Source organism: Agarivorans sp. QJM3NY_30 (genome assembly GCF_050870855.2).
GTDB lineage: Bacteria > Pseudomonadota > Gammaproteobacteria > Enterobacterales > Celerinatantimonadaceae > Agarivorans.
Map to the genome: position 1 here is coordinate 4,505,359 of NZ_CP194038.2, position 23,426 is coordinate 4,528,784.

The 23,426-nt window shown below is 41.5% G+C and carries 22 protein-coding genes and 1 pseudogene; 9 read left to right on the plus strand and 14 right to left on the minus strand.

Annotated elements, in window-relative coordinates:
• Positions 1-103 precede the first annotated feature (103 nt).
• Positions 104-1,402 carry an aminotransferase class I/II-fold pyridoxal phosphate-dependent enzyme gene (locus ACRRSX_RS20510; protein ID WP_432455748.1) on the minus strand — a complete coding sequence of 433 codons (1,299 nt, stop codon included), beginning with the start codon at positions 1,400-1,402 and terminating at the stop codon, positions 104-106.
• Between the two features lie 137 nt (positions 1,403-1,539).
• Between ACRRSX_RS20510 and ACRRSX_RS20515 the strand changes: the two genes are divergently transcribed.
• Positions 1,540-2,433, plus strand: coding sequence for a dihydrodipicolinate synthase family protein (locus tag ACRRSX_RS20515; RefSeq protein ID WP_432455747.1), 894 nt, complete (start codon positions 1,540-1,542; stop codon positions 2,431-2,433).
• A gap of 365 nt (positions 2,434-2,798) precedes the next feature.
• A protein-coding gene (locus ACRRSX_RS20520; RefSeq protein ID WP_432451743.1) for an IS3 family transposase occupies positions 2,799-3,883 on the plus strand; the annotation gives its coding sequence in 2 pieces (ribosomal slippage) (positions 2,799-3,048 and positions 3,048-3,883; 1,086 coding nt in all).
• Positions 3,884-4,049: 166 nt separating this feature from the next.
• Here ACRRSX_RS20520 and ACRRSX_RS20525 read toward each other — a convergent pair.
• Positions 4,050-4,979 (minus strand): LysR family transcriptional regulator, encoded by a 930-nt coding sequence (locus ACRRSX_RS20525; RefSeq protein WP_432455746.1) that lies wholly within the window; start codon positions 4,977-4,979, stop codon positions 4,050-4,052.
• Positions 4,980-5,114: 135 nt separating this feature from the next.
• Here ACRRSX_RS20525 and ACRRSX_RS20530 point away from each other — a divergent pair, with 135 nt between their 5' ends.
• Together ACRRSX_RS20530 and ACRRSX_RS20535 are read left to right on the plus strand one after the other, a co-directional pair.
• Positions 5,115-6,506, plus strand: coding sequence for a DHA2 family efflux MFS transporter permease subunit (locus ACRRSX_RS20530; RefSeq protein WP_432455745.1), 1,392 nt, complete (start codon positions 5,115-5,117; stop codon positions 6,504-6,506).
• A 422-nt stretch (positions 6,507-6,928) separates the two neighbouring features.
• Positions 6,929-7,327, plus strand: coding sequence for a hypothetical protein (locus ACRRSX_RS20535; protein ID WP_432455744.1), 399 nt, complete (start codon positions 6,929-6,931; stop codon positions 7,325-7,327).
• Between the two features lie 56 nt (positions 7,328-7,383).
• On the opposite strand, the pseudogene ACRRSX_RS20540 reads toward ACRRSX_RS20535, so the two are convergent.
• A pseudogene (locus tag ACRRSX_RS20540) lies at positions 7,384-8,578 on the minus strand (IS4 family transposase).
• 148 nt (positions 8,579-8,726) lie between these two features.
• Between ACRRSX_RS20540 and ACRRSX_RS20545 the strand changes: the two are divergent.
• Complete coding sequence (locus tag ACRRSX_RS20545; RefSeq protein ID WP_432455743.1) at positions 8,727-9,236, plus strand: DUF4844 domain-containing protein; 510 nt, start codon at positions 8,727-8,729, stop codon at positions 9,234-9,236.
• Positions 9,237-9,541: 305 nt separating this feature from the next.
• Here ACRRSX_RS20545 and ACRRSX_RS20550 read toward each other — a convergent pair.
• Together ACRRSX_RS20550 and ACRRSX_RS20555 are read right to left on the minus strand one after the other, a co-directional pair.
• Positions 9,542-10,626, minus strand: a protein-coding gene (locus tag ACRRSX_RS20550) for an IS3 family transposase (RefSeq protein ID WP_432451743.1) whose coding sequence is annotated in 2 segments (ribosomal slippage) — positions 9,542-10,377 and positions 10,377-10,626 — 1,086 coding nt in all. Because the reading frame shifts where the segments join, the coding sequence is not laid out codon by codon here.
• 447 nt (positions 10,627-11,073) lie between these two features.
• Positions 11,074-11,493, minus strand: coding sequence for an Lrp/AsnC family transcriptional regulator (locus tag ACRRSX_RS20555; protein WP_432455742.1), 420 nt, complete (start codon positions 11,491-11,493; stop codon positions 11,074-11,076).
• Positions 11,494-11,678: 185 nt separating this feature from the next.
• Here ACRRSX_RS20555 and lysA point away from each other — a divergent pair, with 185 nt between their 5' ends.
• A complete protein-coding gene (gene lysA, locus ACRRSX_RS20560) occupies positions 11,679-12,947 on the plus strand; it encodes a diaminopimelate decarboxylase (protein WP_432455741.1) in 1,269 nt (422 codons plus the stop codon).
• Between the two features lie 340 nt (positions 12,948-13,287).
• Here the strand turns inward: lysA and ACRRSX_RS20565 are convergent, their stop codons facing one another.
• The 6 genes from ACRRSX_RS20565 to ACRRSX_RS20590 form a co-directional block, all read right to left on the minus strand.
• Positions 13,288-13,503 (minus strand): transposase, encoded by a 216-nt coding sequence (locus ACRRSX_RS20565; protein WP_432455740.1) that lies wholly within the window; start codon positions 13,501-13,503, stop codon positions 13,288-13,290.
• Positions 13,504-13,917: 414 nt separating this feature from the next.
• Positions 13,918-14,382 carry a hypothetical protein gene (locus tag ACRRSX_RS20570; protein WP_432455739.1) on the minus strand — a complete coding sequence of 155 codons (465 nt, stop codon included), beginning with the start codon at positions 14,380-14,382 and terminating at the stop codon, positions 13,918-13,920.
• 4 nt (positions 14,383-14,386) lie between these two features.
• On the minus strand, positions 14,387-15,748 hold the full coding sequence (locus ACRRSX_RS20575) for a hypothetical protein (protein ID WP_432455738.1): 1,362 nt from the start codon (positions 15,746-15,748) through the stop codon (positions 14,387-14,389).
• Positions 15,749-16,234: 486 nt separating this feature from the next.
• Complete coding sequence (locus tag ACRRSX_RS20580; protein ID WP_432455737.1) at positions 16,235-17,140, minus strand: bifunctional helix-turn-helix transcriptional regulator/GNAT family N-acetyltransferase; 906 nt, start codon at positions 17,138-17,140, stop codon at positions 16,235-16,237.
• A 409-nt stretch (positions 17,141-17,549) separates the two neighbouring features.
• Positions 17,550-17,684 carry a hypothetical protein gene (locus tag ACRRSX_RS20585; RefSeq protein WP_432455736.1) on the minus strand — a complete coding sequence of 45 codons (135 nt, stop codon included), beginning with the start codon at positions 17,682-17,684 and terminating at the stop codon, positions 17,550-17,552.
• 30 nt (positions 17,685-17,714) lie between these two features.
• Positions 17,715-18,071 carry a hypothetical protein gene (locus ACRRSX_RS20590; RefSeq protein WP_432455735.1) on the minus strand — a complete coding sequence of 119 codons (357 nt, stop codon included), beginning with the start codon at positions 18,069-18,071 and terminating at the stop codon, positions 17,715-17,717.
• A 155-nt stretch (positions 18,072-18,226) separates the two neighbouring features.
• On the opposite strand from ACRRSX_RS20590, the gene ACRRSX_RS20595 reads away from it, so the two are divergent.
• Together ACRRSX_RS20595 and ACRRSX_RS20600 are read left to right on the plus strand one after the other, a co-directional pair.
• The gene (locus ACRRSX_RS20595; protein ID WP_432469375.1) at positions 18,227-19,114 is read left to right on the plus strand and encodes a hypothetical protein; all 888 of its coding nucleotides are present in this window, start codon (positions 18,227-18,229) and stop codon (positions 19,112-19,114) included.
• A gap of 8 nt (positions 19,115-19,122) precedes the next feature.
• Positions 19,123-19,683 (plus strand): hypothetical protein, encoded by a 561-nt coding sequence (locus ACRRSX_RS20600; RefSeq protein WP_432455733.1) that lies wholly within the window; start codon positions 19,123-19,125, stop codon positions 19,681-19,683.
• Between the two features lie 146 nt (positions 19,684-19,829).
• Here the strand turns inward: ACRRSX_RS20600 and ACRRSX_RS20605 are convergent, their stop codons facing one another.
• The 3 genes from ACRRSX_RS20605 to ACRRSX_RS20615 all read right to left on the minus strand — a co-directional run bounded on the left by ACRRSX_RS20605 (position 19,830) and on the right by ACRRSX_RS20615 (position 21,865).
• On the minus strand, positions 19,830-20,396 hold the full coding sequence (locus tag ACRRSX_RS20605; protein WP_432455732.1) for a class I SAM-dependent methyltransferase: 567 nt from the start codon (positions 20,394-20,396) through the stop codon (positions 19,830-19,832).
• 50 nt (positions 20,397-20,446) lie between these two features.
• The gene (locus ACRRSX_RS20610) at positions 20,447-20,968 is read right to left on the minus strand and encodes a MarR family winged helix-turn-helix transcriptional regulator (protein WP_432455731.1); all 522 of its coding nucleotides are present in this window, start codon (positions 20,966-20,968) and stop codon (positions 20,447-20,449) included.
• 99 nt (positions 20,969-21,067) lie between these two features.
• Complete coding sequence (locus ACRRSX_RS20615; RefSeq protein ID WP_432455730.1) at positions 21,068-21,865, minus strand: MBL fold metallo-hydrolase; 798 nt, start codon at positions 21,863-21,865, stop codon at positions 21,068-21,070.
• A gap of 286 nt (positions 21,866-22,151) precedes the next feature.
• Here ACRRSX_RS20615 and ACRRSX_RS20620 point away from each other — a divergent pair, with 286 nt between their 5' ends.
• Positions 22,152-23,252: an ISAs1 family transposase gene (locus tag ACRRSX_RS20620; RefSeq protein WP_432455729.1), complete on the plus strand. Its 1,101-nt coding sequence runs from the start codon at positions 22,152-22,154 to the stop codon at positions 23,250-23,252.
• The last annotated feature ends 174 nt before the right edge of the window (positions 23,253-23,426 follow it).

Sequence of the window (23,426 nt, forward strand, 5' to 3'; positions counted from 1 at the left end):
TTCGTTTATACACAACCTAGGCATTTTCAATTTATGTATGTTAAAAGACTGCATTCTGTAGTCGATACTATGTATCCAAGTGTTTAAATCCACTTACACAAAGTTAGTTATGAGCCTGCACAATATCTTTAGCTAACTGCAAAGCAAGCTCTTGGCTAAGTTTAGTTGTAGTCACTCGTAATCCAAGCGCTTTCCCATCAATGTCAAACTGACTACCAGGTCTCACCAACCAACCATGCTTAGATAGCTCGTATGCGCTGGCTTGAGGGTCACCATTGACCGGAACCCACAAATTTACACCTTCAACAGGACCTTGAATAGATAATCCATTCGCTGCAAGTGCTTCAATCAACCATTGGTTCCTTTGTCTACAGTGTTGGCTCATCACTTGAAGCTGCTGGTCGATACTGTCAGATTTCAGTGCGGTGATAACTAAAGATTGCAGGATACGACTCACCCAGTTCATACCAATAGTCAGTCGGCTTTGAAGGCGTTCAGTTGTAACTGGATCAGCCGCTACGAAAGCAAGCCTGAGATCCGGTCCCAGCCCTTTTGAGACTGAGCGAAAAACACCCCAATACAATGAGTTTTCGGGAATTAAATTGTAGTAAGGTTGCTCAGCAAGTAATGCGAAGTGATCATCGATTAACACCAGTACATTTGGATAGCGACTGAGAACTTCTCGAATCGCTTCTGCTCGTTGTTTGCTATAACAGCATCCCGTCGGGTTGTGCGCTCTTGGGGTAATCAGTACCGCACGAGCACCTTTGCTGAGTTTGGATTCAAGTTCATCGGCGACCATCCCATCTGAGTCAATGCTAACCCCGACTGGATGCATACCTGCCAACTTGATTGCCGTCGATGACCCCAGATAACAAGGGTCTTCGACTATAACTTGATCACCAGGTAATAGATGGGCCGACATCAGGCGTTCCAATGAATCAACCGCACCACTTGTTATCGAAAGGCCCATATTGGCCGGACATACGTCCTTGAACCATTCACGACCAAACTGATCAATTTCAGGCAAAATGGGCGCTTCACCATACACAAATTGTCTTAATTGCGCTTTTGCAGCTAATTGGTCAAGGCTTGGAAACCACTCTTTACGGAGGTTACCGTCAGCAAGATCCATTAATTTCGTTTCTGTTATGCCGTCTTGTTGTTGGGTTGAATGGCGAGATTTCACACGCGTCCCTAAACGGCCTTTAGTCTCGGCGAGACCTGATTTTACAAGGCGCTGATATACGCCTGCAACAGTATTTCTATTAACACCGACTTCTGCTGCGAGCTCTCTTACAGGTGGCAGCGCGTCCCCCTCTTTGAGATGCCCCGACGCAATTGAACAACGGACAGACTCAAATAATTCCTGTCCGGTTTGCCCTTTTATCTTGACCTTCATCTTTGTCCTATGACAATATTTATATCAAACCATGACAATAAAGTTTTATGACTATAACTAAGATATCACTTGTTAGTGGTTTTTTCATTATTGTCTCTTAGCTCTCTATAAACACACGTAATGAAAGGAATTTATCTATGATATTTAATGGAATCAGTGCTTTCCCTATTACCCCAATGCCGGATGAGCGAGTGGATGTTACCGCATATAGTCAGGTTCTAGGTCGATTAATCGATGCACAAGTAGACTCTATATGTGCGTTAGGCTCGACAGGTTTATATCCTTATTTAAACGCACAAGAAAAACATCATGCGATCTCAACTGCTGTCGAAATGGCGGGAGATATTCCCGTCTTGGTCGGCATCGGGTCTTTGCGATTAAGGGATGTGCTCGCGAATGCTGAGCAAGCGGAGCAGCTCGGAGCCAAAGGACTTTTACTCGCGCCAATTTCTTATCAACGGCTATTCGATGAGGAAGTCTATGAACTCTATCGCCGTGTATCTGAAAGTGTTTCGATCCCGATTTGTGTATATGACAACCCAGCCGCCACTCACTTTACCTTTAGTGACCAGCTCCATGCAGAGGTCGCAAAGCTGAAAATGGTGCAGTCAATCAAGTTCCCAGGGATGCAATTTGAAGATCAGGGCCAACGCAGAGTTCAGCAGCTGAAAAAACTTGTGCCAGACAATGTCACGATTGGCATTAGTGGTGACGCCTTTGCTTCTAATGGCATTCAATCCGGATGTGATGTTTGGTATTCCGTTCTAGCCGGTTTGTTCCCAAGAACGGCTCAACATCTGTTTGAGCAAGCGAAACTTTGCACCCCTGAGCAAGCGAAACAACTCTCCCTAAAATATGACCAACTGTGGCAACTGTTCTCAGATAATCTCGGTGGAATGCGCGTAATGGCAAGTGCTGCTGAACTATTGGGCTATGCCGAATCCCCGTGTCTACCAGCTCCTTTGACCGGACTAAACAGTCAATCCAAGCTCGTTGTGCAAAAGCTGATTTCAGAGCTCGAGCTCGCTTAACGCTCACTGTAGGGAAAGTATATGGACGATATTCGTAGCACAACAGCAAAGGTTCAAAGTGATAAGACTTTGTTGTATCTGTACTTCAGCCTAGCTTGCTTTGCCAGAACGGCGAGAGGTGCTGCGTAGGCTGGAGGCGAGTTGGCACAAGACAACGAAGCCATGTGATCTAACGGCTACCGTATATGATGCAGCAGTGCAGAGAAAAGAGAAAGTGCATGTTCTACTTCTTATAAACAAAGAGTGGGGAAATCTGCTTAACAAGCGATCGTTTAACTCACGCTATGGCGATTTGGTAATCCCCCCGAAAATTAATCCCATGCAAAAGTAGAATTTTCTCGTATAGTAAATACAGGAGATTCAACATGAAAAAGTCACGTTACACGGACAGTCAGATCTTATCTATTCTCAAGCAGGCTGAGGCTGGTACACCTGTTCCTGAGCTCTGTCGTGAGCATGGAATGAGCAACGCAACCTTTTACAAGTGGCGTTCGAAATACGGCGGTATGGACGCATCCCTTATGGCGCGGATGAAAGAACTCGAAGATGAAAATCGACGGCTTAAAAAGATGTATGCGGAAGAACGCCTTAAAGCAGAGGTGATCTCAGAGGCGATGGCAAAAAAGTGGTGAAGCCCTGTGAGCGTCGATTGATGGCTCAGCGTTCGGTGGCGAACTATCACATCAGCATTAAAAGTGCATGCTATTGGTTTGGGATCAGCGAGACCTGCTATCGCTATAAATCGAAGCTTCAACCTGAGAATGAGTTGATAGCTCAGGAGTTAGTAACGCTGTGCAACAGTGAAGACTGCTCTGACTGGGGCTTTGGCCTGTGTTTTCACCATTTGCGGAACGTTAAAGGGTATACATGGAACCATAAGCGGGTTTATCGGATCTACTGCGAATTGGCTCTAAACTTACGTATTAGGCCAAAACGACGCCTGAATCGCCATACGCCAGAGCCTCTTAAAGAGCCGATTAAAACAAACCAAGTTTGGTCCGTGGACTTTATGCATGATCAGCTATCTGATGGCCGGAAGTACCGTTTATTCAATGTGATAGATGATTACAAACGTGAAGGTCTGGCGTCAGAACCTGATTTTTCAATGCCCACAGTACGAGTCACTCGGATCTTAGAGCAGCTCATCGAACAACGAACCAAACCTGTTGCGATCCGCTGCGACAATGGTCCTGAGTTCATTAGCCATGCGTTTATTAAATGGGCCAACAACCACGACATTCGAATCGATTATATTCAGCCAGGAAACCCACAACAAAACGCCTATATAGAAAGGTTCAACCGTACTATGAGGTTTGGCTTAGTGAGTAAGTATTTGTTTGACACACTTGAAGATGTTCAAGATCGGGCGACCCAATGGTTATGGTTCTACAATCATCAACGACCACACCTTGCAAATGGAGGGTTCCCACCACTAAAAACGGCAGCATGAATTCTACGAATAAATGCGGTTAATAATGGGAGGATTACCTGGGTGTCTAGTTTATTTCTTGGGTTGTTCCTATAAGTGTCGTTTTGGCTTGATTTATGTAATACATCTTGCAGTTATCAAAGTTACGTTATTGATATTACTTGACTTTAATTATTCATTCACTTGTTTAACATCGATGCTTTTCCATAGCTTCCTGACAGACTTTTTCTATTTGTTCTCTAAACCATATGTGAGAGGTATCTTCTTGGAGTCGAGGGTGCCACATCATCGAAATGGCAATTTCATCAGTGTGAACTGGAAGTTCAAATGCCCATAAGTGAGATTTGTTAGAATTTATTGATTCATTCAGCAAAAATGAAGCTGGAACTAATGCGATTAAATCTGAATGTCTAGCTATCTCAAGTGCAGCAGGAAAATTGGGTACAGTCGCAGCGATGTGTCGACTGACGCCTTGTGCTTTGAGTTCTTCATCAACAGGCCCTGAAAAGTCGCCTCTTCGAGACGCGATAATATGACTAAATTGACAGTATTGTTGAGCCGTTACTTTTTTACATTGATCAAGTGGGTGTCCTTTTCTGACGATACTAACGAAGTGATCGTAAAACAAGGCTTTGATACGGATTTCAGGCCCCATATTTTTGACTACTCCAATTTCTAAATCGACTTTCCCTTCTCTAAGAGCCTTAGAACTTTTTTGTTGTTTAGGCATAAATCGTAAACGTACTTTCGGTGCATGTTTCGCAATGTGAGCAATGATTTTTGATGCAAAAATTTCAATAAACCCGTCGTTGGCACGAATGCTAAAAGTACGTTCGAGTGTCGGCAAATCTTCAGGTTGAATATTTGGCTGAAGGATATTTATCGCTTCAAGCACGGTATGTCTTGTTCGCTCTTTAATAGACTCAGCATAAGGGGTCAATACCATTTTTCGTCCGGCACGAACCAATAGTTGATCGCCGGTGATTAAACGTAATCGTGCTAATGTTCGGCTCATCGCTGAGGTGCTTAAAGATAACTGATTAGCGGCGCCTGTGACACTTTTCTCCGTGAGTAAAACGTCCAGTGCAGCCAGCAAGCTCATATCAGGTATTGTCATCGTTTTCCCCTGAATTTTTTGTTGCATCTAAATGATATGGCGTTTGATGCAACTATATAGTGAAATTGGTGCGTCTTCCGCCTCATATGATAACAATTTAGACTGTAATCGTTCAAAGAAAAGAGGTGGAAATATATGGCACTATTTATAACTCAAGCTGGTGATGACGGGTTGCCAGGTAAAGAACGATTATTTGCGATGTTAGCCGTCATGCTCACGACTACGATGAATGTCTTTGATGGCTCGATGATCAATATAGCATTGCCACAGATGTCAACATCATTAGGTGTTAGTGCTTCAGACGCAGTTTGGATTGCTAATGGTTACCTACTTGCTGTGGCGATGTCTCTGGCTATTTTTTCGGCACTGGCGACTCGCATCGGTTTTCGTAAACAGTTTATTGGTGGATTGATCCTTTTTAGTCTGTCGTCTGTGGGGTGTGCTCTCTCTTCTTCATTATCTGAGCTGGTTGTGATGCGTTTTATTCAGGGGATTGGGGGGGCGGCCACGCTCAGTATCGCTCCGGCACTCCTTAGAACGATTTTTCCTACCCGATTACTTGGACGGACTTTAGGGATTAACGCATTATTAATTGCTACATGTACCGCAGTCGCACCATTAATCAGTGGTGCTTTTTTGGTTACGTTAAACTGGTCGTGGCTGTTTATGATTAACGTTCCATTGGGTATTGCAGCGGTAATTTTTTCGAAACAATTTCTGCCTAAGCCCGCAGAGCTTGATACTCGTCCTTTAGATAAAACAGGCGCATTGTTTTCTGTCATCATGCTGGGTAGCACTATTTTGTGTGCGAACTCGTTTTCTAAACATGCAATCGGTTATAACGAGCAACAAGCATTAATTTATGCGGTAACTGCGCTAGTGAGTGGGGTGGCATTTGTTTATCGTCAGCGCAAGGCTGTTGCGCCTTTATTGCCGCTAGAAATATTTTCAAATCAGCGTTTTTCTTTATCTGCGATGACATCGTTCATTTCGTTTATCGCACAGGGGATGACTTTTATTGCACTGCCATTTTTATATGAGAGTGTTTATGGCTATAGCCCGCTCACATCTGCGTTGCTTTTCCTTCCATGGCCGGTAGGTATTGTTTTTTCTGCGCCTCATGCAGGGAGGCTGGCTGATAAAAAACATCCCGCTATGATTTCGACGTTCGGACTTGTCATTTTTGGTATTGGATTACTTTTATTAATTGGCCTCCCACAAACACCATCAGTGTTAGATATTGCCTGGAGGAGTTTAATTTGTGGTGTTGGTTTTGGCTTCTTTCAAAGTCCGAATAACCGCGAAATGATGGCTAATGTTGAGGCTAATTTTAGCAGTTATGCTTCAGGAGTACTGGCGATGATGAGAACCTTTGGTCAATGCCTTGGTACTGCGATTATTGGCATCATGCTATCTCAGTCAGATTCTCTTTCCTCCTCTGGCAATAGTGTACACCTAGGGTTGTGGTTTGCTATTGGTGCAGTATTTTTAGCTATTTTATTCAGTATTGGTAGAATTAAAAAATAAAACAAAGTGTAGTTGCAGGGAAACTAGTCCAAGGAGTAAAAAGAGTTTTTCATAATTATAGTAATTCACGTTTTACTAAATTAAGTAGAAACATTAAAAAGGTTCTGTCTAAAAGTGAGTTAGCTCGACTCTTTGTATCCATTTTTATCCTAACCCTACCCATTCGTGAATCCAAGAGTGATGTAGTGGCAACCATTAGAGAGTTAAGGCGTTTTTTGTGAATACTCGGGCACAGCTCAATAAGCATTTGGTGTAGAATTTGAATTTCGCGCATCCTGACTGCCTCCGTGCAGGTTTGATAGGAAAGGTTTTTGGCGAAATTAATTAGATCAAACAACGGGATGCGCGTCTACTTATATGAATTCTCAAGAGATTATGAGGGGATTCGCTAGATTGCGGCGTTATGTTTTTAGGATACCTCGGTGAAAATTATTAGCCTTTATCTCTTTCTCTTCTTGTTTTCAGCTAACTCTTATTCATGTGGATTTTTCACTGGCCTATTTACTACTGAGAATGTATCTATCGATTATGTAGGCAAAATAAACTTTGGTGAGTTTAAGAAAACTAAGAGTTTGACTCAGATCCCTATTACATTTACAGGTGGTAAGTGGCTACAGAATTCAGGTATTGCGTTTAAAAAAGTTATCGCTAATGTTTCTAATTTCGAGATTAATATTACAATTCAAACATGTTTAGCTAGCAGTGGTAGCCAGAATAAAGACCAATCAATAATAGTTAGCAAGCTTCTGTCGGGAAAATATAAAGTTAATTATGTTAACCCTGATGATAGTGTTGTATATATTGGTGAAGTAAAAATATAACAAATAAAAATAGGTGTCGCGCAGCCGACACCTTGTTCGGGTGCTGGAGGATCCCCTCATAAATCTTTGAGTCCCGCAGAGTGACTCAACCAGCGAAACTCGTTAATTGCCCAGCGTATTCGCTGCTCTGTGATAACGTACTCAGGTCTTCGCCGTACTTCTTTTCCTAACCTTACAACAGATAAAACCGCCCGTTCACGAATGGTATTGGCCTGAAAGTGTCGCTGCCAACCCACTTGCTGAGCCACTAAACCTAAGCACCACAAAATAATGTCAGCCAGTAAAGCTATCAGCAGCAGTACGTCATACCGGCGTGGCCATCGTGAGCGACTGTGGCGTAAACCAAAACCGTATTGTGGGCTTTTTAAGTCTCGAAAGGTTTCTTCTATTTGCATCCGTTTGGCATATAACTTCGTCACTTGTATCGCATTAAAGAGTTCGGGCGGTAAGTTAGTGGTGAGTACCCAAGGTTCTTTGGCAGAGCGGTGATAAAGAACCTTGGCTGAATGGTTATTACTTGAGCGACGAGAGCGTTTATCTTTACGGTGTTTATCCTTAGATTTAAATACATATAAGTGACAGGGCATGGGTTTCTTTCGCGCTAATTGCACTGCTCCTATATAGCGCGCTTTATTGTTTGCTGAAGCATAAAGTGTTTTGGTGAGCTCCCATTGTTCATTGAGCTGATAGCAGACTTCTCCCCGCAACCTACCCAACCAATACCAGCCGTAAGAGGCTACTTCTCTAAATGCGATAACCCGCATCCGTCACTATGAGCGGTGTGCAGCCTTTGGGTAGCACGCTGGCTAGCTCAGATAAGAACTGATGATGACGACGAGGTGCATTGTAATCTTTGAACTCGAAGGTGCGTTCATACAAAGTAATAGAGCGGCCTTTTATTGAGATAGATGCACGCAAGGTCATCATGCGTCATTGCTCACGCACATCAGCCCAATCGGCCAAGACCACAGGCATGGGATTAGCCCCGCAAATCTGCCGAGCATGCCATTGGTATATCGCTAAACGCTCACTATTTAAATGGTGGTTACCTAGCAAGCGGTCCATACGTTTAATGCAGTGTTTAGGTGAAACCCTGCTGGTTATATTGCGCCCGAGTTCAGTGAGAGACAATTTGTCGTCATCTAATAGTGATGTAGTGGCAACCATAACCATTAGAGAGTTAAGGCGTTTTTTGTGAATATTGGGGCACAGCTCAATAAGCATTTGGTGTAGAATTTGAATTTCGCGCATCCTGACTGCCTCCGTGCAGGTTTGATAGGAAAGGTTTTTGGCGAAATTAATTAGATCAAACAACGGGGTGCGCGTCTACTATATTGAATTTCCGAGGAATTATGAGGGGATTCCCTAGAAGTTGGCGTTAGGCATACAAGGAAGTATCGTGTTTAAAGTTGTAATCTATTTCTTCATTTCTATTGTGCTATTTATAGCACTGACTATAACAGGCGCTGTTACTGGTGCTTTCTTCTATATTTGGCCCACATCTATTCCCGATCAGGAGTTAATTGTAACTAAAGATACTTTAGCGGAATTAGAGCATTTCCGAATTAAGTATAAATTCGGTGAAGAACAGAAATACGATTATCCAGGTGCAGTGGATGAAGCCTCCCGATTGCAACTAGAACAGATTGTTAATATTTTGTCTAAGACACTTGAAGTAGGGCTATTAACTAATCCAAATAAATCATTTGTTTTATTGAGCTTTAAAAAATTTCTCAAGCATTGCTCTGAGTTTGATTCAGAAGATCAGGATATGATTCTAAATTATATGGAGGAAATAATGGTCATTTTGAAAATAGATTCATCTAATGAATTGCTTAATGTTTGGCGGTATGGCTTACCATTTGGTTGGTTTTCAAGCATGCCTAATCGGGTAGCCGGAGGTATCTAACCTCCAGCCCCCACAACACCCTGCATGCGGCTCCGCACAGGGCGTTTCCTGAAAATGTTTAAAATACAACGGCCGATTAGCTCCTTTGTATTCCAGTGATGGTTTCTGTTTTTTGCGCCACCGTTCCTAAGTCCGGTCGGATATAGAACGAGTGAGCAGCACAGGCTCTTCATTGATTTTCAGATTCAGGCCTTCACCATGTCCCAACCATTACACAATAGAACGGCATTGGGACTTTTTATCTAAAAAAAGCCGTCTGCTTAAATGGTAATCCTCCCATTATTAACCGCATTTATTCGTAGAATTCATGCTGCCGTTTTTAGTGGTGGGAACCCTCCATTTGCAAGGTGTGGTCGTTGATGATTGTAGAACCATAACCATTGGGTCGCCCGATCTTGAACATCTTCAAGTGTGTCAAACAAATACTTACTCACTAAGCCAAACCTCATAGTACGGTTGAACCTTTCTATATAGGCGTTTTGTTGTGGGTTTCCTGGCTGAATATAATCGATTCGAATGTCGTGGTTGTTGGCCCATTTAATAAACGCATGGCTAATGAACTCAGGACCATTGTCGCAGCGGATCGCAACAGGTTTGGTTCGTTGTTCGATGAGCTGCTCTAAGATCCGAGTGACTCGTACTGTGGGCATTGAAAAATCAGGTTCTGACGCCAGACCTTCACGTTTGTAATCATCTATCACATTGAATAAACGGTACTTCCGGCCATCAGATAGCTGATCATGCATAAAGTCCACGGACCAAACTTGGTTTGTTTTAATCGGCTCTTTAAGAGGCTCTGGCGTATGGCGATTCAGGCGTCGTTTTGGCCTAATACGTAAGTTTAGAGCCAATTCGCAGTAGATCCGATAAACCCGCTTATGGTTCCATGTATACCCTTTAACGTTCCGCAAATGGTGAAAACACAGGCCAAAGCCCCAGTCAGAGCAGTCTTCACTGTTGCACAGCGTTACTAACTCCTGAGCTATCAACTCATTCTCAGGTTGAAGCTTCGATTTATAGCGATAGCAGGTCTCGCTGATCCCAAACCAATAGCATGCACTTTTAATGCTGATGTGATAGTTCGCCACCGAACGCTGAGCCATCAATCGACGCTCACAGGGCTTCACCACTTTTTTGCCATCGCCTCTGAGATCACCTCTGCTTTAAGGCGTTCTTCCGCATACATCTTTTTAAGCCGTCGATTTTCATCTTCGAGTTCTTTCATCCGCGCCATAAGGGATGCGTCCATACCGCCGTATTTCGAACGCCACTTGTAAAAGGTTGCGTTGCTCATTCCATGCTCACGACAGAGCTCAGGAACAGGTGTACCAGCCTCAGCCTGCTTGAGAATAGATAAGATCTGACTGTCCGTGTAACGTGACTTTTTCATGTTGAATCTCCTGTATTTACTATACGAGAAAATTCTACTTTTGCATGGGATTAATTTTCGGGGGGATTACCCCCATTCTAAAAACAAAAATCTTTCACACTCTCGCTAGCCAAGATTACCGCTTTTAAATCCCATCATCTTCGCCGAGTCGCGCAAATGAACAAGGAAGCAAAGTTGAAGTCTGTTTGAGCGTAGTGTTTACTTCAACACCCTTGAGAATGAGCAACGCAGGGTTTAAGAAGATGCAGGGCGAGCTTTCTTTTTGCTTAGCTAAGCTTTGCTCGTTGAAGCTTAATGACGTCGCCGTAGGCGAAAGCTTTTACCCCGTTGCCAATAACCCAAAGTGGGATACCCATACTTTTATCTTAATAAAATCAACTAATTAATGATGTTGATTATTAAATGAAATCAAGATTAAAAAGAGGTTCTCGTTAGCAGCCCTTGAAATTAAATAATTTTTTGTAATGCGGTGAACGTTTGTAACTTGTCAAGACTATCGAGTTGACTGAGTTGTTCTCGAATATCATTCACTCTGCCCATCGAGCCAGCTTGGATATAAAGTATTAAATCCGTATCCCCGGTTAAACTATGGGCTTGTTTTATCTCTGGAATATTATTGAGCTGGGTCATAATTGCATTGAGAATAAAAGGACGAAAGGTGAGCTGAAAGTAGACTGATATCAGGTTTTTATTGTCTGGCGATTTTAGCTTGAGGGTAAAAGCCTCAATCTCTCCACTTTGATGCAATCGTTGTACGCGATCATTAACCGCCGTACGTGACAAACCAATTTTCTCTCCGATACTAGCAATCGAGCGACGTGAATTCTCTGCTAATAAATTCACAATTTTCTGATCAAATTTGTCCATCTTTTCACCTATTATTTCATTACACCACCCTCATTGATACTGTAAAACAAAAGGCGTTATAGCGACATTAAATTTGATAAAATCACGCTAAAAACGACAATCTATCACCTCTTTTAGATAATTTAGTAGCTACTTTTTCTCTTTTGCCACGTTAGCCTAATAGCGACTATTTACAGGAGAGAAATATGGTTAATTTAACCCAGCAGTTAAGCTATCAACAGCAAACACTTTTTTTTGAAAACGTTTCAATACAAAAACTTGCCGAGAAAATAGGTACGCCCTTTTATTGTTATTCACAACGCGCCATTGTAGATAATATTAAACAATGCCAAACAGCGTTTTCTGACCCACGTTTTCATATTCATTACGCCCTTAAAGCAAACAGCAACTTATCTATTTTAAAGATCGTTGCCGCACAAAATTTATCGGCAGATATTGTTTCTATAGGGGAGATGCAACGGGCGTTATTAGCCGGATTTTCATCACAACAAATTATATTTTCAGGTGTTGGTAAAACATCATCGGAAATACAACAAGCAATGCAGCAGGGTGTGGGGCAGTTTAATATCGAGTCGGCAGAGGAACTTGAGTTATTAATTCAGCTAGCTGCTGACGCCAATCACACGGTTAATGCCATGATTCGAGTCAATCCAGAAGTGTCGATATCCACGCATAAAAACATCACCACTGGCGCTAAAGGTAATAAATTTGGAGTGCGCTTAGATCAGGTTTTAAAGATGTTACACAGTGCAAAAAACACCCAAGTGAAGATCCAAGGGCTAGCCATGCATATTGGTTCACAAATTCAGCAAACAACACCATACCTTGCTGCAATCGATAAATTACTGTTGCACATTGAGATGTTTAAAACAGAAGGATTTATATTAAATAATATTGATTTAGGGGGAGGGTTTGGCATTAGTTACGGACAGGAAAAATCATTAACTTTTACCCAGTTTTCAGATGTCATAATGGAGAAATTAAAACACTGGAAAGGGAAAATCTATATTGAACCTGGACGCTCAATTATTGCCGATGCGGGTCTGCTCATCACGCCGATCACGTATATCAAACACGCAGAGCCGCGTCCTTTTGTGATCCTTGAAGCTGCAATGAATGATTTGATGCGTCCCGCTTTATACCAAGCGATTCATCCGATTATTACCGTTGCACAAAAACAGGGAGAGCAACAGTATGATGTCGTCGGGCCTGTCTGTGAAAGTACTGATACTTTTGAGAAAAAGGCTAAATTACCAGCATTATTAACACCCGGTGAATTGGTTTGTTTTTTATATGCTGGCGCCTATTGCGCGGTAATGAGCAACAGCTATAACAGCCGCAATATTATTAGCGAGGTATTGGTTAATGGAAAAGAAGCCAGCTGTATTCGCACAGCAATAAAACAACAAGATTTACTGCAGTTTGAAACACAGCCCTATCAACTGTTGTCATAAGCTTTACTTGATGCGCCTTTGTTATACAAGAAAGGCGCAAGATATTCTAAAACAATACATTACGATATTGACCTTTCTTGCTCTCGCTTTAATTTGAAAGAGCAAAATTGAATTATAGCCATCGTCAAATGCGCGAATGCGGACATCCAAACTTTAATAAACCACTTTGCATCAAAAAAACGAAATGACACAGTAAAAAATGGGAAAAAAACGATTCAATCACTAAATCTGCGAAGGGTTTACTTAGAGGAAAACATTTCACTACCAGCAGTGACTTTTAGGTATGAAAAATATTAGCAAGTCACTAATATAGTAGCTAAAATGCTTTGAACTGTTAGCTTTAGTGGTACATTCGTCGTAAGTGATTTTTCCCTGAAATCCAAGGTGTTCCGGTATGCTCTGCAAATAACGCCAGCTCTTCGAGGGAGCCAACCGCACCGTGATAGGTTTTACCAAAATCATTAGCTAAACGGAGCCATGTTTCGTTATCTAATCCAAGTGAATGAAGCAAAGCTGGCACTTGCACAGGTATCGCTCCGCGCTTATCTGGGCGCATTATTCGCCCTGTCCAATCAACAAGTTCAAGGTAATCTACTAGTGAGAAGTTGATGCCTTGTGGTTGCTTTTATGCTCAGCACCAATCAACTTAAGCAACGGTTTCCGGCTCTCTTTAGACGCCTCCTCAGCATGCTGTGATTTGTTATGAATGCGTTCAAAAACAGTAAAATTATCGGCACAGCCACTTTAAAGCTGTTCAAGATGCTGCTGAAGCTCAGCTTTTAAAGCCGCTTCAGTGATCTGTTTGATGAGAGCTATCTTTGCCTGTCAGGTCTTGCCCTGACTGAAGAGCTTTAAAGGCTTGCTCTAGATCGAAGTCTTTGGTCATATGTCATTCCTGTTTTATATACTACTGAAATGACACAGATTTCTAAACACTACCAAGTAATAATCCTAATAGAATTAACTGTATTCAGGAAATACGCTTTAATTTCTCTAAAAGCCCTTCTTTAAGCATATATCGAGGTATTAACCAACTTTGTGGTGATCGATTTGATACGTGATCAACCCTTGATTTATTCCAAAAGTTATAGCCTGGTAAGTTTTCTGAACAGCAGTGCATCATTGAGCTAATACCTATACTCTCACCGCTAAACATTCTGTTCTCTGAATTAGAACTTTTATCTCCTTCATTTCCCCAGTAATTGTTCTCTATAGTCTTAGTGAACCAAGCTATTGATTCAAAAGGAAACTCTATTTGAGATATTTTATTCTCTTTGGTGAAAAGGCTTTTATATTTCGACCAGAAGACTATGTAGTCTTCATACTGTATAAGTTTGTGTGTTTCATTTTCAAACATAGGGTAATCTATTTCGAATAAAACCCTAGAATTTTTAGGGAGGTATAAAGGGTCTAATATCGGTATTTTTTTCATCATAAACTTACTCGATTGGGCTTAGATTGACAGATTTTACTATGGGGGAACTACCTGATTTAGAAGACTGTAGTTCAGTCAAAGAAGGTAAGTCTTTCTCTATACTTAAAGTTTCTACAACACCAAAGCTTCCTCCTCCATTCGCTGTATTTGCAGTTAATCCATTTCCTGTAAACTCTGCGTTTACCCCTATTTCCGTTCTTACTTCATGCCGAGCTAAAAATTTATCAGCCTCATCAGGTGGCATACTTGAAGCGTATTCATTAATTTGCTTAGGGTTAAACTCCTTGCCACCGACTTCCCAGAATCCTTTCATTTTATCTGCATACTCAGCTTGATAATCCGAATTCATTGTACTTAAAAGTACATCTTTATCATGACCTTCCACATGGTTGGTAACAACGCCCTCCATATTCTCCCATGTTGGTACCACTGTATTTTGACCAAAGAGATCTAGATGTTCACCTCGATCAATAATATGCATTACATAATCTTTATTGGGGTCATACCATGAGCCGTTACCAAGTACTTTATAGATTAATTCAGGGTCTGAATCGGCAGCTTCGAGTTGGTCAAAAGAGGTCGTCCAAGTAGGTACTAATCCGCTTTCTCGCTGATATGATAACGGAGCGTCAGACGCTCTATTCTTTGGCTGAATACTAACTAAGAACCGATCATTAGCCGTTGCTCCTGAATTCGCCATTTTTACTAGCTCATCATCACTATACTTAGGCTTGTAAGCGGGCTCACCAGCATCCATACGTTTTTTAATATCTCCCCGAGCCTTTTCCAAGCGTTTTTCTGCTTCGGAAAAAGACCTGACCTTTCCATCATCGGGGGACTTAGCTTGTGTACCTCTGGGCTGATCCGATTTCGCCTGTTTAATTTCCTTTGTACCGGCTGGCCCAGCAATTTGCTGCTCGTTTCTGCCACCTTGACCTAACGGTTCTAGAGTAGGCGTTTTTCGAGTAACGACTTTTTCGGACAAGGTGGCAACCGGAATACTACCTTCCATACTAGAGGGCGGTGGCGGCGCAAAGTTTGCCCCTTTGAGCACCTTAACCTCTCCGCTCACAATACCATTACTTAGCCAGTCAATTTTTTGCTGCTCACTTTTGTGGCTAGCCATGTAATCGCCAGACACTTGAAAGTAAAGTTTGTTTAAGTTGAACTGATAACCCCACATAGGGCTATGCTTTTGTAGTAAGGACTGCGCCCAATAAATATCGATGCAGTGATTAACCTGCTCCCCTTGGTTTTCCGTGTGGGCTGCAAGCCTTGGTAGAAACATATAAGACTGACCAAAAGCATCAACTAACAGCGTTCGGTTAAACTTAGATCCCTCGAAAGGATTAGCGTTTGGGTGCATGATAGCCCCCCAAATACGCCATCGATTTTACTGCCTTAAACATGCGGTTCCTTGCTTGCTTACCTGATAAAAATTGACTATAGACTCAATAATAATGTGATGCTATCAGGCTAGTAACAAGAGAGTCAATATAGATTGTTGGAATACTCATTAAGCTTATCGCTAGTGATGAGAAAAATTTGCTGAAAATACGAAATTTAGTTTGGCTTGTTTAGGTGTTGAAACACGTATTGGGCAAAAGCGTGTTTCGCTATAACACGCTTCTGAACAATTTCAATTTATGGATGGAAGCAACAATCTTTCGAGAATCTAGTAAATGTCTAGGATTGTTAGGCCTTACCAATGCCGCCGTTTAAACAGGTAGCATTTTGATAGAGTTAGGATATTTCTGAGCATGGCGATTTTGACATGATAAATTAGCTTCATGTAGTTAAGACGAAAATTTATGCATTGGCTCTTTTGGGAATAGAAGCAGTTCAATAACACTTATATTATTTTTTGCATGATTACTTCACATGCATCATGTCCAGTAGTCCCTCGTGGACCATCTAAGTATTCAAAACCTAGTTTTTCATACAATTTAATAGCCTCTTTTAAGCATTCGGTCGTCTCCAAATAACACTCTTGATAACCTTGCTCTCTCGCTTGTTTAAGGATCAGTGCGACAAGTTTCTTAGCTAAACCGTGTCCTCGTGTTTGTGGTAAAAAGTACATTTTTTGCAACTCACAGACATATTTTTCGCCGGACAGTGGTGAAAATCCCCCACCACCAACGATTTTGTTATTATGTTCAATTACCCAGTATGAAGCGCCCTCTTGGTCGTACACTGAATATAAATCATCTAGAGTTGGGTCAGAGACACTATAACCTTTGTCGGCGGTAAGGCCATATTCCTCGGACACATTTCGAATCAACTCTGCGACTTCTGAATTATCTGCTTTACAGAGGGGGCGTATGACAAAATTATTTAACCCGCATATTCTCGTCAGTCCTTTGAGGTAAATTTCAAAACCTAATTTCACTTGCTGTTGTTCTTGTTTATCTAAAGAAAATAACAATTGCTCGAAAAATGCATTTTGCTGTCGATCTAATTGTAAGAGCGCTTGGCTACCTTGCTCTGTTATATCAATTAGATGACTACGTTTATCTCTAGGATTATCTAAACATTTTACTAAATTAAGCTTAATAAGTGCTGATACTGTACGACTAGCGTTTGACTTATTGACATTCAGATTTTCAGCAAGTTGACTTATGGTGATTTGAGTTAACCCTATTTCTCCCAGCGCATGGGCTTGAACTGGAGTAAGAGGGACATCGCCACACTGTTTATCTAGCATGCCTAATAAGCGTACGGCGTGACGAGAATAGTGTCTTAGTTGGTTGACGTTCATTACTAACACCTCAATATAGTTGCGCATCGCAATCATATTAGGGCCGCTATGTGATTTTGTCAATATAGATTTGGTAATGAGCATATTGCTAATCAATTAAAATTTTTGGCTCAACTAACTCGGATTGAAGGGAAAAATTATCGGGACAGCCACTTTAAAACTGCTATGCATTTCTTGCATAAAGCATGAAATGAGTGCTTTGAAGAGTATTTAGACAGCCATGCTAACTATCCAATGAGCATCCGTCGATGTCATCAGCTCAAATCAACGTTGAAGAGCCAACTTGTTCTTAAAAACGCTAAATATTGGGGCTTTAGTCAATGCGAAGCGATTCATGAGGGCGAAAGACTTAGTGATTCGAGATACGCTAAATACCTACTCAGTCGAGAATACATGAAGCCGTAGTTTATTAACCTACATCCAGCCAGCGCTTGGCAGCTCCCATACCTTTAATCCGCTGTTGCTTATGTTGGTGTTTGTAACACTCTAGCGAGTGACCGGCGCCCACCACGCTGGCAAAGTGATGCTCTAAACCAGCGCTCAAAGCTAACCAGCTTTCCTCATCGATTTGTAGTCATTGCAGAATAGGCGCGTGTGCATTATCGATATAACCGCGTTTATCTTCTCTGATGACGCGGTCGGTGAGCTCTACCAATTGCAGATAATCTTGTAGCTCAAAGGGTAAACCTTTGGGCATGGTTTCTCTGGGGTTACCGACAAAAGGTATTAGCGGCTTGGGTTGCTGACCTTGTTTGGCTTGCTGAATGCGCTGTTTGATACTGGTGTGGTCCGAGGTTTCAGGCGTGCTCGCCATATTTGAGCGAACCGGGTTTAAATCCACATAGACCATACATGCGGCAAGGGCGGCTTCATCTAAAAGCGCTTGAGATTTAAAGCAGCCTTCCCAAAGCGACAGTCCTGACCGAGGCATTGCAATAACTCCAAGAACCACTATTGATAGTTTAGGTAACCAATGACTAAATACCAGTTGGATCAATTGGGATGGATGTCTTTTATTCTCTCTGTTATTTACTTTGCCACAGCCACTAACTATAATTTTATCAATATTAAGAAAGAGTAAGTTCCATGGTTAAAAATAAATTTCAGTGCTTATCACTACGCAAAAAGCAAACTAGAGATAAATGTCTAACAAAATTGAAAACCTTAGAAATGAGTGAAATTGATTTGTACATACTTCATGGACCAGAGCTTTTCTCACTATGGGTCGCTAAACAAAAGAGCCGAGGATTTTCTCAAAGTGCAATAAGTCAACAATTGGAAGCTTTAGGTTTACCTGAACTAGCTCAAAATTTATTCGTATCCTCAACAAACTTAGTGAACCAATTTGGTGGACAAATTATTGATATGAAGACTATGGGTATTTTGGCCTTAGATCTGCGTCGAGGTGGTAGCATATTAGGTAAATACGAAATCACTAAAAATGGCGCTAAGAGCTACATCAGCTTTAAAGGCAATCACAAACTAAGAACGGTGATTAAGGGCACCCGCTACTTATCTACTAATACAAAAATACTAACCTTGGGTATCGGTCTGCAAGGACTAAAAGCATCAGCTCGTGGGGGAGTACTATTAACCATCTTATTTTCGGTATCACATCACACTTTGGAGCTCGTTCTCCAAAAAGATTATGTAATGACGAACTGGATCGTGGATGTCTCATCTGACGTACTAAAAGCATCGATAGCTGCTTGTGCAGGTGTTTTAATCGGAGCGGCATTCATATCAACCCAAGTGGTCATTATTCCAATTGCAATTGGTCTAGCGGTCGTATTCATTGTGCAAAGTACTTTAAACGCAACTGAGAATAGACTTCAAATTAAAGAAAAAATAACGGCCAGCCTCAATCAAGCTGTCGAAGCGTCAGCCGAAAAAGATATACAACATTTGGAACAAAAAATAAATACTATGAAAACTATAAATGAAATGAATTATTCTGCTTATAAATTCTTTTAGGATAAACAATGATAAAGCACTCCCCTCGAACAGCATTAACTAGTTCATTATTTTGTTTCGCAATTTGTCTCATATCTATCGTTATGCTTTTCAGCACCAACATGCTCAATTTTTTTAATCATCAAGTCATACATAATTACCAAGTAATTTATCTCGATGCTAAATACAGCGGTTTTATTGGTAGCTCTATCGTTACTTTATCAGGAGCACTGTTTATGCTTTGGCAATATATTTGCCTAAAACGTTCAAACGAAAGTCTAAATGCTAAGCACCAATCAGTAAAAGTTCTTACTATAGTCGTGATTATTGGTTTCCTATTTATTTTCCCTGGCCAGTCACTAGAAAAATCCCGTCTAGAATCTCGAGCTGAAGAAGAAGGTTATCAAGCTTGTCCACCATTTACCTTATTAATCAGTTCCGTAAGTATTGATGCATGGGTAAAAGACTTTGAGCTATGTAACGACCCAGAGGTAGGTAAACTGGCTAGATATGGTTACCCTGAAGAACCCGAAAAAATAGCTAAACTGCTCTCTAAACGTAAACTGGAAAAAGCGCTAACGAATTACTAACAAATTATCGAGACAGCCAGCGCTTGGCAGCTGCCATGCCTTTAATTCGTTGTTGATTGTGCCCACGCTTATAGCGCTCTAGTGAATGCCCAGCCCCAACCACGCTGGCAAAGTGATGCTCTAAACCAAGCCTCCTTCAAATTCATCTATTTCGTGAGTAACACACTCATCCCGCCCTTTTTTCGAGGAGACTCAATTGCCTTCAAACCTACATCTTCCGCAATCGATAGATATTGCATAAAAGCTGACTTTTTGACATGAAAAAATGGCTCTACTATTAGAAATTGGCCATCATCGCTAAGTGTATTGGCTACCTCTTCAAAGAGACTTCTCTGGTTGGGAACCTCATGAACCATGTAATAAGCTAGAACAAAATCCGCTTTAACTTCAGATTTAAGTGCCAGACTTGATGGTTCACACTGATGCAGTTCAACACGTTCATTCAAAATAGAGCCATCCAGCTTTTTCTTTAGTTTAGCGAGCATTTGAGGTTGTAGATCCACCGCAATAACTTGACCAGTCTCTCCAACGAGTTCCGCCATTGGAATTGTAAAAAAACCTGGGCCACACCCAATATCTATAACAGTATTCCCTGGTCGAATATAATCTGATGTTATCTTTTTGGGTGATTGAAATAAGCGGCGAGCCACATTATCGAGTGCAAAAGAGTGCCTGTGATTACAAATATGTAGCTCATTTCTTAACAAGTTCATCTTTTTTCCTTTAAGTGTTTAGTTGGTATACACATTACTTAAAAAAAGGGTTACTCCGGAGAGTTAACCCTGCGAATGAGGAAATCTTCCGTTCTTTCGAGAAACTCAGAAATCACTTTAATATCCTCTTGACCTAATTCTTGTATGTAGTTAGCAAACCCGCCATCCATCTTTTCATGCCACTCTTTATGAGCAACAAAAGCAATTTCCCCTTTACTCGTTAATCGAACAATGGCTCTCGAAAGATTGTCTGGAGCAGGGCTTTTCTCGGTAAAACCTTTCTTCTCCAGTTTTTTTAGAGCTTGAGAAACCGCGCCTTTTGTTATCCCCAATGCGTTAGCAATGTCTGTGACACTTAAGTCCCGATGATCACCGATAATCTCTATTAAGTGGATCTCTGAGTTCGAAAGTATTTCGTCGGTACCAAACTTTCTTGGCGCCTTTTCCATCTGCTGAGCAAGCTTCATTAAAGACTGAAACTTACCATTTAAAAATAACATTGATTCTTTGTTCATACCCTGAGCGTATAGCAACTTAACGCTTGATTCAAATAAAATTTGCGATTCAGCCACTTTAAACCTATTCGCTAAGATGGATGCTTTAGTTTTCCTCACCGTCACACCAGCTAATGTAATAACTCAAACAGGTCCAATTTAAATGCATTCTGATACTTAAACCTTAACCGTCAGCGTTGCTCCATCTTCTGGGATGATCACCTTGTCAGTTAGCCCTTCAAAATCTAGGGTATGTCTCAGTACATTTCTATCTATTGAGCAGTGATTTAATGCTTCCATATGGTTTGCGATAACTTTACTAGGTGATAAACGAATAAACTCCAGAACTTCATCCTTCGACATCAACAGTGGCTGACCAACATCCATTTGAGCCTGACCAGCCGCAACCACGGTGATATCTGGTTTCAGATCTCTCAAGGCTTTTTTGACATCTGCGGTTAAGACCGTATCGCCACTAATATAAATGCTTGGTTCATTAGGTAGTGCTAGGAAAAAGCCACAACCGTTAGCCATTACTTTATTAACCCAACCATGCCCGTGTTGAGCGGGAATTGCCGTAATTTCCCCGCCTAAATATGCCGTAGGCTGCCAAGGCAACAAGCCATTAGATACCGTCATTCCATACTTTTCCAAATAAGCTTTATCTTTATTAATCGTGGTTACAGGAACCGATTTCTCGACTAAGAAATCCTCACCTTTTCGATCTAAATGATCAACGTGTTGCAGTGGCTTAAAACCGAACGTTTGACTATGAGTGATTAATGCATGAGTTACTTTCTTTAGAATAATCTTGGCATTTGAAGGTAAATCTACGGTTGGATTGTTTTGGGCTTTGAATCGGAATACCGAAAATGGCGGCAATGAACCTTTTTCACCGAGCATAGGATCAACCAATATATGATATTCACCAGACTCAATGACAAAAGTTGCGCTTCTCAAGTGGTGGATTTTCATTCTTATTTTTTACTCTTATACATAACAAGTATGCCAAATTATACAATACTAGCCCAATAGACAACGACCGCTTAATTAGGAGTATTTTGACAGACATTCTAACTAGCAAGTGCTGCTTCATCGAGTAATGCTTACGATTTAAAGCGGCCTTCCCAAAAGCGACGGTCTTAACCGAGGCATGGCAATAACTCCAAGAAAACACTACTGACAGTTCAGGCTAGGGCGGGATCGCACTTTGTTAACAGATATGATCTAATACCTCTAAACCCTAAGCTACATAGTTATTTTGAACATAATTGAACATTTATCAGTCGTCGAGGATACTCGATCTGACATCAATCAAAAGCATGACCTTATTGACGTAATTTTCCTTGTTATCAGTGCTATCGCATCAGGATGTGAAGGCTGGCAAGACATTGAATATTATGGTGAAGAGAAGTTGGGCTGGCTGAGGAAATATAGACCATTTGAACACGGGATCCCAAGACGACACACGATTGCACGCATTTTGCGTTCTGTTGTCGCGGAGTCTTTGCTTGAGGCATTAGCTCTGTGGATTAACGAGCAGCGAACGAGTCAAAACAGAGCCATCATCGCATTTGACGGAAAAGTACTGCGTGGCTCGTACCGAAATAACAAGAAAACAGCATTACAATTGGTTACAGCCTATGATACTGAACGTGGTCTCGTTCTGAGTCAGAAACCGACAGCGAACAAGAACGGCGAGATTAGCGTTGTGCGCCAAATGCTTGATGTTATTAACGTAAAAGGCAGTGTTGTCACCGTTGATGCTCTACATTGTCAGCGCGATACACTAGAGAAAATCGCAGAAAAGAAGGCTCATGTTGTCGTTCAAGTAAAAAACAACCAACCAAAGTTGAGAGCGGCTGTTGTTGAGCAGTTTCAAGCCGTCTTTGATGCTGGTAAAGAGAAGGTCGTCACTGAAATTAAAGAAAAACACCATGGTCGTAGCGAAGAGCGATACGTCTTTCAACTAAAGGCCAAGTTGCCCGAAGAGTTAGCAAAGAAATGGCCAACGGTAAGAAGTATCATAGCAGTGGAACGTCACCGCGTGATAAATGGGACAGGCACTGTAGATACCTCGTATTACATAAGCTCAATGTCACCGAATCACAAATTGTTAGGCCACTATATTCGTCAGCATTGGCGAATTGAAAACAGCCAGCATTACGTATTAGATGTTGTTTTTAAAGAGGATAACTCTCGCATTACTTTAGACGGAGCGGTGGAAAACATAGCTCTATTTAGACGTTTTGTGATGAACATGCTCAAACAATGCGATTGTGGAGCGCCAAGTCACAAAGTGAAGTTGAAAAAAGCGGGATGGAGCGACGATTATCGGGCACGAGTCTTCTTTGGGTTATAAATCCATCAAAGTATGCTCCCGCCCTGCAGTTCAGGCAACTAATGACTGAATACCAGTTGGGATGGATGTCTTAGTTTTCTGCCGTAGGAACAGGTGATCGGAATAAACCGAAACAAGCGATCGCAATCACCGAAATACGCAGCTTACTTCACTCTAAATGATTTTATCCCAGAA